Origin of the sequence: Citrobacter sp. Cpo069 (assembly GCF_030332785.1) — a bacterium.
Classification (GTDB): domain Bacteria; phylum Pseudomonadota; class Gammaproteobacteria; order Enterobacterales; family Enterobacteriaceae; genus Citrobacter; species Citrobacter portucalensis.
The window spans coordinates 425839-439757 of sequence record NZ_JAOWHD010000046.1 but is presented as its reverse complement, the minus strand read 5'-3'; the positions used below and the strand labels follow the sequence as shown (position 1 = coordinate 439757).

General features: G+C 53.4%; 13 protein-coding genes and 1 pseudogene. 8 read left to right on the top strand and 6 right to left on the bottom strand.

Annotation, left to right across the window (positions count from 1 at the left end):
- Positions 1–18 precede the first annotated feature (18 nt).
- The 3 genes and pseudogenes from OGY08_RS11645 to OGY08_RS11635 all read left to right on the top strand — a co-directional run bounded on the left by OGY08_RS11645 (position 19) and on the right by OGY08_RS11635 (position 2225).
- Positions 19–1087, top strand: a pseudogene (locus OGY08_RS11645) (hydrolase).
- A complete protein-coding gene (locus tag OGY08_RS11640; protein ID WP_003023615.1) occupies positions 1084–1302 on the top strand; it encodes a YheU family protein in 219 nt (72 codons plus the stop codon). Before OGY08_RS11645 ends, OGY08_RS11640 begins: the two are co-directional and overlap by 4 nt.
- 53 nt (positions 1303–1355) lie before the next feature.
- Complete coding sequence (locus tag OGY08_RS11635; RefSeq protein WP_008786301.1) at positions 1356–2225, top strand: phosphoribulokinase; 870 nt, start codon at positions 1356–1358, stop codon at positions 2223–2225.
- 93 nt (positions 2226–2318) lie between these two features.
- On the opposite strand, the gene OGY08_RS11630 is transcribed toward OGY08_RS11635, so the two are convergent.
- Positions 2319–2726, bottom strand: a complete 408-nt coding sequence (locus tag OGY08_RS11630) for an OsmC family protein (protein ID WP_003827750.1) — start codon at positions 2724–2726, stop codon at positions 2319–2321.
- A 308-nt stretch (positions 2727–3034) separates the two neighbouring features.
- Here OGY08_RS11630 and crp point away from each other — a divergent pair, with 308 nt between their 5' ends.
- Both crp and OGY08_RS11620 read left to right on the top strand, forming a co-directional pair.
- Positions 3035–3667: a cAMP-activated global transcriptional regulator CRP gene (gene crp, locus OGY08_RS11625; RefSeq protein WP_000242758.1), complete on the top strand. Its 633-nt coding sequence runs from the start codon at positions 3035–3037 to the stop codon at positions 3665–3667.
- Positions 3668–3718: 51 nt separating this feature from the next.
- Complete coding sequence (locus OGY08_RS11620; RefSeq protein WP_008786302.1) at positions 3719–5806, top strand: YccS/YhfK family putative transporter; 2088 nt, start codon at positions 3719–3721, stop codon at positions 5804–5806.
- Between the two features lie 90 nt (positions 5807–5896).
- Here OGY08_RS11620 and argD read toward each other — a convergent pair whose 3' ends face one another.
- From argD to ppiA, 5 genes are all read right to left on the bottom strand, one after another.
- Complete coding sequence (argD, locus tag OGY08_RS11615; protein ID WP_008786303.1) at positions 5897–7114, bottom strand: bifunctional acetylornithine/succinyldiaminopimelate transaminase; 1218 nt, start codon at positions 7112–7114, stop codon at positions 5897–5899.
- A gap of 85 nt (positions 7115–7199) precedes the next feature.
- Positions 7200–7763, bottom strand: a complete 564-nt coding sequence (gene pabA, locus OGY08_RS11610; protein ID WP_032945196.1) for an aminodeoxychorismate synthase component 2 — start codon at positions 7761–7763, stop codon at positions 7200–7202.
- Between the two features lie 31 nt (positions 7764–7794).
- A complete protein-coding gene (locus OGY08_RS11605; protein ID WP_005121664.1) occupies positions 7795–8397 on the bottom strand; it encodes a putative adenosine monophosphate-protein transferase Fic in 603 nt (200 codons plus the stop codon).
- A complete protein-coding gene (ficA, locus tag OGY08_RS11600) occupies positions 8387–8554 on the bottom strand; it encodes a FicA/YhfG family antitoxin (RefSeq protein WP_003827708.1) in 168 nt (55 codons plus the stop codon). The genes OGY08_RS11605 and ficA overlap by 11 nt, the downstream gene beginning before the upstream one ends.
- A gap of 106 nt (positions 8555–8660) precedes the next feature.
- Positions 8661–9233 carry a peptidylprolyl isomerase A gene (ppiA, locus tag OGY08_RS11595; protein ID WP_003023595.1) on the bottom strand — a complete coding sequence of 191 codons (573 nt, stop codon included), beginning with the start codon at positions 9231–9233 and terminating at the stop codon, positions 8661–8663.
- A gap of 264 nt (positions 9234–9497) precedes the next feature.
- Here ppiA and tsgA point away from each other — a divergent pair, with 264 nt between their 5' ends.
- The 3 genes from tsgA to nirD all read left to right on the top strand — a co-directional run bounded on the left by tsgA (position 9498) and on the right by nirD (position 13817).
- Complete coding sequence (gene tsgA, locus OGY08_RS11590; RefSeq protein ID WP_032945197.1) at positions 9498–10679, top strand: MFS transporter TsgA; 1182 nt, start codon at positions 9498–9500, stop codon at positions 10677–10679.
- Between the two features lie 271 nt (positions 10680–10950).
- Positions 10951–13494: an NADPH-nitrite reductase large subunit gene (nirB, locus tag OGY08_RS11585; protein WP_008786307.1), complete on the top strand. Its 2544-nt coding sequence runs from the start codon at positions 10951–10953 to the stop codon at positions 13492–13494.
- Positions 13491–13817 carry a nitrite reductase small subunit NirD gene (gene nirD / locus OGY08_RS11580; RefSeq protein ID WP_003023590.1) on the top strand — a complete coding sequence of 109 codons (327 nt, stop codon included), beginning with the start codon at positions 13491–13493 and terminating at the stop codon, positions 13815–13817. The genes nirB and nirD overlap by 4 nt, the downstream gene beginning before the upstream one ends.
- Positions 13818–13919: the final 102 nt, after the last annotated feature.

Below are 13919 nucleotides of genomic sequence, written 5' to 3'. Positions count from 1 at the left end.
GGCTAACCCGCACGCGCTGTGCGCGGTATAGTTATTCTTTCCGATTATTAATTGCTCCGGTGTTATGGTTGAAATCACGTCCACAGAAATGACCCCACCTACCGACGATTCGCGAGAATTCCGCCCGATGCGCGGTATCAGTAACCGCCATCTGCAGACGATGCTGCCGCGTTTAATTCGCCGCAAGGTGAAGTTCGACGCCCACTGGCAGCGTCTGGAATTGCCTGACGGTGATTTCGTCGATCTGGCGTGGAGCGAAGATCCGCAACAGGCGAAACACAAACCGCGCCTGGTGGTTTTTCACGGTCTGGAAGGCAGTCTGAACAGCCCCTACGCACATGGCCTGATTGAAGCAGCACAAAAGCGCGGCTGGCTGGGTGTGGTAATGCATTTTCGCGGTTGCAGCGGCGAACCCAATCGTCTGAACCGTATTTATCACTCCGGTGAAACAGAAGATGGCACCTGGTTTTTACACTGGCTGGAGCGTGAGTTCGGTCGCGTACCGACCGCGGCGGTAGGTTATTCACTCGGTGGAAATATGCTGGCTTGCCTGCTGGCAAAAGAAGGCAACGATATTCCGATAGATGCGGCGGTTATCGTTTCTGCACCTTTCGTGCTGGAAGCCTGTAGTTACCATATGGACAAGGGCTTCTCCCGGGTCTACCAGCGCTACCTGCTCAATCTGTTGAAAGCCAATGCCTCACGGAAGCTTGAAGCTTATCCAGGTTCGCTGCCGGTGAGTCTGGCCCAGTTGAAATCTTTGCGCCGCATTCGCGATTTTGACGATCTAATCACCGCCAAAATTCACGGTTTCGCCGATGCTATAGACTATTACCACCAGTGCAGCGCCATGCCGTTGCTCAATCAGATCGCCAAACCAACGCTGATTATCCATGCGAAAGACGATCCGTTTATGGATCATCATGTGATCCCGAAACCGGAAAATCTGCCCTCACAGGTGGAGTACCAGCTTACTGAACACGGCGGCCACGTCGGATTTATAGGTGGCACGGTGCGCCGTCCTGAGATGTGGCTGGAGTCAAGAATCCCGGACTGGCTGACAACGTATCTGGAGACGTCATCATGATTATCCCCTGGCAAGATATCTCCCCGGACGCGCTGGACAATTTGATTGAAAGCTTTGTCTTGCGCGAAGGCACCGATTATGGTGAACATGAACGCTCGCTCGAACAAAAAGTCGCCGACGTCAAACGCCAACTACAATCAGGTGAAGCCGTGCTGGTGTGGTCTGAACTGCATGAAACGGTCAACATTATGCCGAGGAAGCAGATTCACGAGTAATCCGTAGCCGCCGGCCGACTTTACTATAATTACAACCATTTCATGGAGTTGTTATGTCTGCCAAACATCCGGTGATTGCGGTAACAGGATCCAGCGGCGCGGGGACCACCACCACCAGCCTCGCGTTTCGTAAAATTTTCGCGCAGTTAAATCTGCGCGCCGCCGAGGTGGAAGGTGACAGTTTTCATCGCTATACCCGTCCGGAAATGGACATGGCGATTCGCAAAGCGCGCGATGCCGGGCGGCATATCAGCTATTTTGGCCCCGAAGCTAATGACTTCGGCTTGCTGGAACAAACCTTCATCGAATACGGTCAGACGGGCAAAGGCCAGTCGCGAAAATATCTGCACACTTACGATGAGGCCGTACCATGGAACCAGGTTCCGGGGACATTCACGCCCTGGCAGCCGCTACCTGAACCGACGGATGTACTGTTCTACGAAGGGCTGCACGGCGGTGTCGTCACCCCGCAGCAAAACGTGGCCCGGCATGTCGATCTGCTGGTTGGCGTGGTACCTATCGTAAACCTGGAATGGATCCAGAAGCTGACCCGCGATACCAGCGAGCGTGGACACTCGCGTGAAGCGGTGATGGACTCGGTGGTACGTTCAATGGACGATTACATCAATTACATCACGCCGCAGTTTTCCCGGACGCATATTAACTTCCAGCGCGTACCGACCGTCGATACCTCCAACCCCTTTGCCGCTAAGAGCATTCCATCACTGGATGAAAGCTTTGTCGTGATTCATTTTCGTAACCTGGAAGGGATCGATTATCCCTGGTTACTGGCCATGCTGCAGGGCTCATTCATTTCCCATATCAATACGTTAGTCGTACCTGGCGGCAAGATGGGTCTGGCGATGGAATTGATTATGCTGCCGCTGGTACAGCGACTGATGGAAGGTAAGAAGATCGAGTGATGTGGTCTTTTGCCGGATGGCGGTTGATGCCTTATCCGGCCTACGCGTTTATATCCTGTAGGCCTGATAAGTGTAACGCCATCAGGCATGGCATCACGCAGCAGCAACCACTTCATAGGAATGGGTAATATTCACTGCCTTTTCCAACATCAACGCCACGGAGCAGTATTTTTCCGCTGAAAGATCGACGGCGCGGGAGACAGACGCATCTTTCAGATCGTTACCCGTTACGATGAAATGCAGGTTGATGTGGGTAAACAGGCGCGGCGCTTCATCACGACGCTCTGAAGTCAGCTTCACTTCGCAGTTGGTCACATCCTGACGACCCTTCTGCAGGATCGATACCACATCAATTGCGCTACAACCGCCAGCAGCCATTAATACCATTTCCATCGGGCTCGGCGCTTTATCACCGGAGTTACCGTCCATCAAAATTTGGTGGCCAGAGGCGGACTCACCGAGGAAGGTTAACCCTTCAACCCACTTTACACGCGCTTGCATATTTCGTAACTCCAATGTTTCAATTTTCCTGACAGATTACGCGCACATAACAATTCTCGCAACGGAAGGCGACCTGCGTCATGCTGAAGCGAGACACCAGGAGACACACGGCGAAAGCTATGCTAAAACAGACGGGATGCTACAGTAATACATTGACGTACTGCATGTATGCAGAGGACATCACATTACAGGCTGCAGTATATTTTTGACAGCCCCTTTCCCAGGTAGCGGGAAGCATATTTTTGCAAACCCAGAGGCAGCGTCGTTTTCTGGCTCTGGAGACAGCTTATAACAGAGGATAACCGCGCATGGTGCTTGGCAAACCGCAAACAGACCCGACTCTCGAATGGTTCTTGTCTCATTGCCATATTCATAAGTACCCATCGAAGAGCACGCTGATTCACCAGGGTGAAAAAGCGGAAACGTTGTATTACATCGTTAAAGGCTCCGTGGCAGTGCTGATCAAAGATGAAGAAGGGAAAGAAATGATCCTTTCTTATCTGAATCAGGGCGATTTTATTGGTGAATTAGGCCTCTTCGAAGAAGGTCAGGAACGTAGCGCCTGGGTACGTGCCAAAACCGCATGTGAAGTCGCTGAAATTTCCTACAAAAAATTTCGCCAATTAATCCAGGTTAACCCGGATATTCTGATGCGCCTGTCTTCTCAGATGGCTCGTCGTCTGCAGGTCACGTCTGAAAAAGTGGGCAACCTTGCCTTCCTCGACGTAACCGGTCGTATCGCGCAGACTCTGCTGAATCTGGCGAAACAGCCTGATGCGATGACCCACCCGGACGGCATGCAGATTAAAATCACCCGTCAGGAAATCGGACAGATCGTTGGCTGCTCCCGTGAGACCGTCGGTCGTATTCTGAAGATGCTGGAAGATCAGAACCTGATCTCCGCACACGGTAAGACCATCGTCGTCTACGGCACGCGTTAACCCCATCGAAGTGGCGCGTTACCCAGTAATGCGCCACTTTTGTTTACTCCGATGTGGCGAAGACTGATATACCACCCAGAGATCAACTACGCACTACGACAAACGCTGGTGCTATGTTTACCTGTGGCTGTTGGTCTGATCATCGGTCAGCTTCATTTGGGGCTTCTCTTTTCCCTCGTCCCTGCCTGCTGCAACATTGCCGGTCTTGATACCCCGCACAAGCGCTTTTTCAAACGCTTAGTCATTGGTGCATCGCTGTTTGCCGGGTGCAGTTTGATCATGCAGCTACTGCTTGCGCAAACTATACCGCTACCATTGATCCTCACCGGCCTGACGCTGATTCTTGGCGTAACCGCCGAGCTAAGCCCCTTGCATGCGCGATTACTGCCAGCCTCGCTTATCGCGGCGATTTTCACGCTCAGCCTGGCCGGGAATATGCCCGTCTGGGAGCCGCTGCTGATCTATGCGCTGGGTACGTTATGGTACGGCCTGTTCAACTGGTTCTGGTTCTGGATGTGGCGCGAGCAACCGCTCCGCGAATCGCTCAGCTTGCTGTACCGTGAATTAGCCGATTACTGTGAAGCCAAGTACAGCATGCTGACCCAGCATGCCGACCCAGAAAAAGCGCTGCCTCCCCTGCTGGTTCGCCAACAAAAGGCGGTGGATCTGATTACCCAGTGCTATCAGCAAATGCATATGCTGTCGGCACATCACAACAATGAATACAAACGCCTGCTGCGTGCCTTTCAGGAGGCGCTGGATTTACAGGAGCATATTTCCGTTAGCCTCCACCAGCCAGAAGAAGTGCAAAAACTGGTTGAGCGTAGCCACGCGGAGCAGGTAATTCGCTGGAACGCGCGAACCGTCGCCGAACGCCTTCGGGTACTGGCCGATGATATTTTGTATCACCGCTTGCCGACCCGTTTCTCGATGGAAAAGCAGATTGGCACGCTGGAGAAAATCGCCAGGCAGCATCCGGACAATCCGGTGGGGCAATTTTGCTACTGGCACTTCAGCCGTATTGCCCGCGTGCTACGGACCCAGCGTCCGCTGTATGCCCGTGACTTAATGGCTGACAAGCAGCGTCGGTTGCCGCTGATCCCTGCCCTGAAAAACTACCTGTCGTTGAAATCCCCAGCGCTGCGCAATGCCGGACGCATCAGCGTTATGTTGAGTATCGCCAGCCTGATGGGCAGCGCCTTACACCTGCCAAAGCCTTACTGGATTTTGATGACAGTCCTGTTTGTTACGCAAAATGGCTACGGGGCGACCCGGGTGCGCATCTTACACCGTTCCGTAGGTACGCTCGTTGGACTGGTTATTGCCGGCGTCACGTTGCACTTTCATATTCCCGAAGGTTTCACGCTGGCGGCCATGCTGCTGATCACCCTGGTGAGCTATCTGATCATCCGTAAAAACTACGGCTGGGCTACCGTCGGTTTTACGGTAACGGCGGTATACACCCTGCAACTGCTGACGCTGAACGGGGAAGAGTTTATCGTGCCGCGGTTTGTCGATACGGTCATTGGCTGCTTAATCGCCTTTGGCGGCACGCTCTGGCTGTGGCCACAGTGGCAGAGCGGTCTGCTGCGTAAGAACGCCCACGATGCGTTAGAAGCCGACCAGGAGGCCATTCGTCTGATCCTCAGCAACGATCCACAGGCCACGCCGCTGGCGTATCAACGCATGCGCGTCAACCAGACACAAAACACGCTGTTCAACTCGCTGAACCAGGCAATGCAGGAGCCAGGATTTAACTCGCACTACCTTGCAGATATGAAACTGTGGGTCACGCACAGCCAGTTCATCGTCGAACACATCAACGCGATGACCACGCTGGCAAGGGAACATACGATGCTGACGCCGGATTTGGCACAGCGGTATCTGGAGTCCTGTGAAATTGCACTCCAGCGCTGTCAGCAGCGGCTGGAATATGATGGGCCGGGAAGCTCGGGAGATGTGAATATTCTCGAAGCGCCAGAGATGCTGTCCCATGGTCCGTTAAGCACCCTTGAGCAGCATCTGCAGCGGGTTCTTGGGCATCTGAACACCATGCATACCATTTCGTCGGTAGCATGGCGTCAGCGACCGCACCACGGGATCTGGCTGAGCCGCCGACTACGGGACATGAAGGGTTAAGAGATTTGCCGGATGCGCTACGCTTATCCGGCCAACGAATCACACCTTACCCTGTAGGCCGGATAAGGCGCGCGCGCCGCCATCCGGCAATCAGCCCACCACCTTCGCTACCGCCTGCGCGAAACGCTGCATCCCTTCATCGATATCCGCCTGCTCCACCACCAGCGACGGCGCGAAACGCATCACGTCCGGCCCGGCGTTCAGCACCATCACCCCTTCGTGTGCGGCGGCATAGAGGAAATCGCGCGCCCGGCCTTTAAACTGCGGCTTCAGCTCGGCGCCAATCAGCAGCCCCATCCCGCGAATATCGCTGAAAATATCGAACTGTTGATCAATCTTGTGCAAATGCTGGACAAACGCCTGACGCCGGGCCTGAATGCCTCCCAGCACGTCCGGCGTGTTGATGATATCAAACGCTGCCCCCGCTACCGCGCAGGCCAGCGGGTTACCGCCGTAGGTGGAGCCGTGCGAACCCACGTGGAACGCGGAGGCAATCTCCTGAGTGGTCAACACCGCACTTACCGGGAAGCCGCCACCGAGCGCCTTCGCGCTGGTGAGGATATCCGGCGTCACGCCGTAGTGCATATAGGCAAACAAATCGCCGGTACGCCCCATCCCGCTCTGCACTTCATCAAATACCAACAGCGCCTGGTGCTGGTCACAAAGTTCACGCAAACCTTGCAGGAATTCCGGCGTTGCCGCAGTGACGCCGCCCTCTCCCTGAATAGGCTCAACCACCACCGCGCAGGTGTGATCGTCCATCACCGCTTTGACCGCATGCAGATCGTTAAACGGGACATGGATGATATCCGCCGGTTTTGGCCCAAAGCCGTCGGAGTATTTCGGCTGCCCACCAACGGATACGGTAAACAGCGAACGGCCGTGAAACGCATTATGGAAGGCAATGATTTTGGTTTTGAACGGGCTATGACGCACGCAGGCATAGTGGCGCGCCAGCTTAAAGGCGGTTTCGTTGGCTTCAGTACCGGAGTTCATGAACAGCACGCGCTCGGCAAAGGTCGCATCAATGATTTTACGGCCTAAGCGCAACGCCGGTTCGTTGGTAAAAACGTTGCTGGTATGCCACAGGGTTTCACCCTGGGTTTTTAACGCCTCAACCAATGCCGGATGGCAATGCCCTAACGCGGTCACTGCAATGCCGCCCGCGAAATCAACATACTCTTTGCCCTGTTGATCCCACACTCGACTCCCTTTTCCTTTTACCGGGATAAACTCAGCCGGTGCATAAATCGGCAGAATCACTTCATCGAATGTCGCGCGCGTAATTGCAGTTTGTTCAGTTGCCATGTCATTACCACCCTGTTAAGCAGAAACGCCAGTGAAATTATAATCACAAAATATGAATAAAAAATCACTGAATAGCAACTACAAATCAGCGATTGAGAAAATTAGCCAGCAGCTGATGCCCCTGTTCGCTGAGAATACTCTCCGGGTGAAACTGTACGCCTTCCATATCCCACTCGCGGTGACGAATGCCCATAATCTCCTGCGTTTCACTCCAGGCTGTCACCTCAAAGCACTCGGGAAGCGTCTCAGGGGCAACCACCAGAGAGTGGTAGCGCGTCACCGTTAATGGGTTAGCGAGTCCCTGAAAAACACCCTGCCCGGTATGGGTAATCGGCGAGGTTTTACCGTGCATCACTTTAGCCGCCCGAACTACGCTCGCGCCAAAGGCCTGCGCCATCGCCTGGTGGCCAAGACAAACACCCAACAAGGGGAGCTTACCGGCGAAATGACGAATAACCTCCAGTGAGATACCGGCGTCATCCGGCGTGCATGGCCCAGGGGAAATCACGATTTTTTGCGGGTTCAGCGCGTCGATTTGCGCCAGCGTCAGCTCGTCGTTGCGCCGGACAAGGACATCAGCGCCCAGTTCGCAGAAGTATTGGTACAGGTTCCAGGTAAAAGAATCATAGTTATCAATAAGCAGGATCATGGCGGCTCCGGTACATAAGAACCGCGCTATTCTACTCAGTTTCCGGGGCTTCGCTTACCACTTTACGAAATATCGCCCGCAGTGCAGACAGGTCACCCATCGCCCCGCTCTGATTAGCCTGATTCCACTCCTCAACCGGAATGCCATCCCAGCTCAGCATATACCCGGCATGAATCGCTAACTGTTCGAAGAAAATACGCTGCGCCAGGCCACTGCCAATGCGAAACGGATGCAGCACATTGATTTCGCAATAATAGTGGGCAAGACGATCGACAAACTTGTCTTCCGGTAATCCCACCAGCCAGGACTCATCTTCCAGGTCCTGCATCAGCGCATTGCCCTCTTTCTCGATATAGGCGAAATGGCAAAAGCGAGTATCGCCCTGGTAAATATCGACTTCACGCAGGTGTCCCGCCCAGTCAAAAATATCCCGATACAGCTGACGATGAATGGCGCACAGGTGCGGTAAGCCCCGTTTAAGCGGCCCCAATTCGATAGTTGCCGCACGCAGCGCTGTCAGTTCATAAGCAGCCTGCGCCAAACGCTGCGCCTGATGAATCCCCAGACGGTTACGCATGACATTCAGGCCCGGATATAAATACGGGTCGCGACCATCACCGAATTTATCGCTCATAGTGCCTCCTCAGCTCTTCAAGACGCGCCAGGGCGTCTTCAGCACTCAGAGTAACCCGTGGAATATCTACGCCTTCCAGCCGTCGGCTGGCCTGGAAATTGGCGTTTCGCCGTTGTTCCCACAGCCTGGACTTTTGTTTATCGGTGAGTTTTTTCACGTGACCTCCCTGAATGAGCCGACACTTGCCACAAGTATAAGCAGCAATTTCGGGTTACGCAGAGAGAGGGGTGAACGCGGGCAAGAACTACCCGCGCAAGATACGATTACGGCAGGACTTTAGCAGAAAGGATAACAATCGGTTTTGACGGGACATTCTGGTATGGACCGACATCATGGGTCTGTACCTGAGAGATCTTATCCGCGACATCCATACCTTTCACAACTTTACCGAAAACAGCGTAGCCAAAGTCACGCTGGCCGTGATCGAGGAAAGCGTTATCTGCAATATTGATAAAGAACTGGCTGGTCGCGCTGTCTTTATCCGCTGTACGCGCCATAGCAATCGTGCCGCGAGTGTTACGCAGTCCGTTATCGGCTTCATTCTTGATTGGCGGGTTAGGTTTCTTCTGCTGCATCTGCTCGGTAAAACCGCCGCCCTGCACCATGAAGCCTGGGATCACACGGTGGAACGTGGTGTTGTTATAGAAACCACTGTTGACATAATCGACAAAGTTTTGCACTGAAACCGGGGCTTTCTGACTGTTCAGCTCCAGCTCAATGTTACCAGCAGAGGTTGTCAGCAGAACATGTGGATCACCTTTTGCTGCCAGTGCTGCGGGGGAGAGAGCAGAAAGAGCGAGAACAGCTGCAACAGCCGCCAGAGTCGATTTGAGCATGAGAATTCCTTAACAAGAGCAGAAATGAAGCAAGTGAATTGATTCTAAAGAGCCTTCAAGGACAAGGCCATCCCTTTACTTAATTTTACGTACCTGAAACAAATGTAACCTCATGGCTGCAAGTATCAATGTGATCAAGATCACATAGAAAAATGTAACGCGCCAAGTTATTACCAATAAATATTTAAATGCGTCACTAAAACGCCTAAAATCTGCCCGCTCACGGCGCAGTCAATGCGCCTTACACTTCTATACAGGCCAGTCATGACTAACAGCAATCGCATCAAGCTCACATGGATTAGCTTTCTCTCCTACGCCCTGACAGGTGCGTTGGTAATTGTCACCGGGATGGTGATGGGAAACATAGCAGATTACTTCCATTTGCCCGTTTCCAGCATGAGTAACACCTTCACCTTCCTGAATGCCGGCATTCTGATCTCTATCTTTCTGAATGCATGGTTAATGGAAATCGTGCCACTGAAAACCCAGTTGCGCTTCGGCTTTATCCTGATGGTACTGGCCGTTGCCGGACTGATGTTCAGCCATAGCCTGGCCTTGTTCTCCGCCGCCATGTTTGTATTGGGCCTGGTAAGCGGTATCACCATGTCGATTGGTACGTTCCTGGTAACTCAAATGTACGAAGGTCGCCAGCGCGGTTCCCGCCTGCTGTTTACTGACTCCTTCTTCAGCATGGCCGGTATGATTTTCCCAATGGTTGCCGCGTTCCTGTTAGCGCGCAGCATCGAATGGTATTGGGTCTATGCCTGCATCGGCCTCGTATACGTCGCCATTTTCCTGCTGACCTTCGGTTGTGAATTCCCGGCACTGGGTAAACACGCTCAGCAGTCAGACGCGCCGGTAGTAAAAGAAAAATGGGGGATTGGCGTGCTGTTTCTGGCGATCGCTGCACTGTGCTACATCCTTGGTCAGCTGGGTTTTATCTCTTGGGTCCCGGAGTACGCCAAAAGCCTGGGCATGAGCCTGAACGATGCGGGTAAACTGGTCAGCGACTTCTGGATGTCTTACATGGTTGGCATGTGGGCATTTAGCTTTATTCTGCGTTTCTTCGATTTGCAGCGCATCCTGACCGTACTGGCGGGTCTGGCTACCGTCCTGATGTATCTGTTTATCACCGGTACGCCAGAGCATATGCCGTGGTTTATTATGACGCTGGGCTTCTTCTCCAGTGCGATTTATACCACCATCATTACCCTTGGCTCCCAGCAGACGAAGGTCGCCTCACCCAAACTGGTTAACTTCGTTCTGACCTGCGGCACCATCGGCACCATGCTCACTTTCGTCGTCACCGGCCCTATCGTGGCACACAGCGGCCCGCAGGCGGCATTGCAAACAGCTAACGGCTTGTATGCGGTTGTATTCGTGATGTGCTTTATTCTTGGGTTTGTCACGCGCCATCGCCAGCATAACGCCCCAGCAACGCATTAATCTCACTGCCGGATGGTATCCACATCATCCGGCACATTCTCACCCTCCTCTTCTTTCATTGGTCATGTAGGCCAATTCTTACAAAAACCCCTTAATTTGTACGCTATTTATACAAACACGAAAACCCAAATAATTCCGTCACTTATAAAAATGCTGACAAATCAGTTATATACCTCTTAAGGAGTATATAAGGGCGAATTTGATTTGCATCAATAAGCGCGGTTGCTGAATCGTTAAGGTAGGCAGTAATAGAAAAGAAATCGAGGCAAAAATGAGCAAAGTCAGACTCGCTATTATCGGTAATGGTATGGTCGGCCATCGCTTTATTGAGGATCTTCTTGATAAATCCGACGCTGCCAATTTTGATATTACCGTCTTCTGTGAAGAACCCCGCAAAGCGTACGACCGTGTACACCTGTCTTCCTACTTCTCCCACCACACCGCCGAAGAGCTTTCTCTGGTGCGTGAAGGATTCTACGAGAAGCACGGCGTTAAGGTGTTAGTGGGCGAGCGCGCAATTACCATTAACCGCCAGGAGAAGGTAATCCACTCCAGCGCAGGTCGTACGGTTTACTACGATAAGCTGATCATGGCGACGGGCTCTTACCCGTGGATCCCACCGATTAAAGGTTCGGAAACCCAGGACTGCTTCGTTTACCGCACCATCGAAGACCTCAACGCCATTGAGTCTTGCGCGCGCCGCAGCAAACGCGGTGCTGTTGTCGGCGGTGGTCTACTGGGCCTGGAAGCCGCCGGTGCGCTGAAAAGCCTCGGCGTTGAAACCCACGTGATTGAATTCGCCCCAATGCTGATGGCTGAACAGCTGGATCATATGGGTGGCGAACAGTTACGTCGCAAAATTGAAAGCATGGGCGTGCGTGTGCACACCAGCAAAAACACCAAAGAGATCGTTCAGGAAGGCACCGAAGCGCGCAAAACCATGCGTTTTGCCGACGGTAGCGAACTGGAAGTCGATTTCATCGTCTTCTCTACCGGTATTCGTCCACGCGACAAACTGGCCACCCAGTGCGGTCTGGACGTCGCGCCACGCGGCGGTATCGTCATTAACGACACTTGCCAGACATCTGACCCGGACATCTATGCCATCGGCGAATGCGCCAGCTGGAACAACCGCGTGTATGGTCTGGTCGCTCCAGGCTATAAAATGGCGCAGGTTGCCGTTGACCATATTCTCGAAACTGAAAACGCCTTTGAAGGCGCGGACCTGAGCGCCAAGCTGAAGCTGCTCGGCGTTGACGTCGGCGGTATTGGCGACGCGCATGCGCGCACGCCGGGCGCCCGTAGCTACGTCTATCTCGACGAAAGCAAAGAAGTCTACAAACGCCTGATCGTTAGCGAAGATAACAAAACCCTGCTCGGCGCGGTTCTGGTAGGCGACACCAGCGATTACGGCAATCTGCTGCAACTGGTGCTGAACGCCATCGAACTGCCGGAAAACCCGGATTCACTGATTCTGCCAGCGCACGCGGGCAGCGGTAAGCCGTCTATCGGTGTCGATAAACTGCCGGACAGCGCGCAGATTTGCTCCTGTTTTGACGTCACCAAAGGCATGCTGGTTGCCGCTATCAACAAGGGCTGCCATACCGTTGCGGCGCTGAAAGCGGAAACCAAAGCCGGGACCGGCTGCGGCGGGTGTATCCCGCTGGTAACGCAGGTCCTGAACGCCGAACTGGCGAAACAGGGTATCGAAGTTAACAACAACCTGTGTGAACACTTCCCGTACTCACGTCAGGAACTGTTCCATCTCATCCGCGTAGAAGGCATCAAAACCTTCGAAGAGCTGCTGGCAAAACACGGGAAAGGTTACGGCTGCGAAGTGTGTAAACCTACCGTAGGTTCCCTGCTGGCTTCCTGCTGGAATGAGTACATCCTCAAACCGCAGCACACGCCGTTGCAGGACACCAACGACAACTTCCTGGCGAACATCCAGAAAGACGGTACTTATTCCGTGATCCCGCGCTCTGCGGGTGGCGAAATTACCCCTGAAGGCCTGGTAGCTGTGGGCCGTATCGCGCGTGAATTTAACCTGTACACCAAAATTACCGGTTCTCAGCGTATCGGCCTGTTCGGCGCGCAGAAAGATGACCTGCCGGAAATCTGGCGTCAGCTGATTGAAGCCGGTTTTGAAACCGGTCACGCGTATGCCAAAGCGCTGCGTATGGCAAAAACCTGCGTAGGCAGCACCTGGTGCCGTTACGGCGTCGGCGATAGCGTGGGCTTCGGCGTGGAGCTGGAAAATCGCTACAAAGGCATTCGTACCCCGCACAAAATGAAATTCGGCGTCTCCGGCTGTACCCGTGAATGTGCGGAAGCTCAGGGTAAAGACGTGGGTATCATCGCCACTGAGAAAGGCTGGAACCTGTACGTTTGCGGTAACGGCGGGATGAAACCTCGTCATGCAGACCTGCTGGCAGCGGATATCGATCGCGAAACGCTGCTCAAGTACCTTGACCGTTTCATGATGTTCTACATCCGTACTGCCGACAAACTGACCCGTACCGCACCGTGGTTAGACAATCTGGAAGGCGGTATCGAGTATCTGAAGTCCGTCATCATCGACGACAAGTTGGGCCTGAACCAGCATCTTGAAGAAGAGATGGCCCGTCTGCGTGAAGCTGTGGTGTGTGAGTGGACAGAAACCGTTAACACCCCGTCCGCGCAGGTTCGCTTCAAACACTTTATCAACAGCGAAAAACGCGATCCGAATGTCCAGGTTGTGCCTGAACGTGAACAACATCGTCCGGCCACGCCTTATGAGCGTATCCCGGTGACTCTGGTGGAGGAAAACGCATGAGCCAGTGGAAAAACATCTGCAAAATCGATGACATTCTGCCTGCAACAGGCGTCTGCGCCCTGTTAGGTAACGAGCAGGTTGCGATTTTCCGCCCGTATCACAGCGACCAGGTGTTTGCGATCAGCAACATCGACCCGTTCTTTGAGTCCAGCGTGCTTTCTCGTGGGCTGATTGCTGAACATCAGGGCGAATTGTGGGTTGCCAGCCCGCTGAAAAAACAGCGTTTTCGCTTAAGCGACGGTCTGTGCATGGAAGACGAACAGTTCTCCGTGAAACATTACGAAGCGCGAGTGAAAGACGGCACGGTGCAACTGCGCGGTTAATTAATTTTGGGAGGCGCAACGCCTCCCCTTTTTTGACGTATTTGTAGGTCTTTTATTAGTAGGCCTGATAAGCGTAGCGCCATCAGGCAATTGCACAAGCAC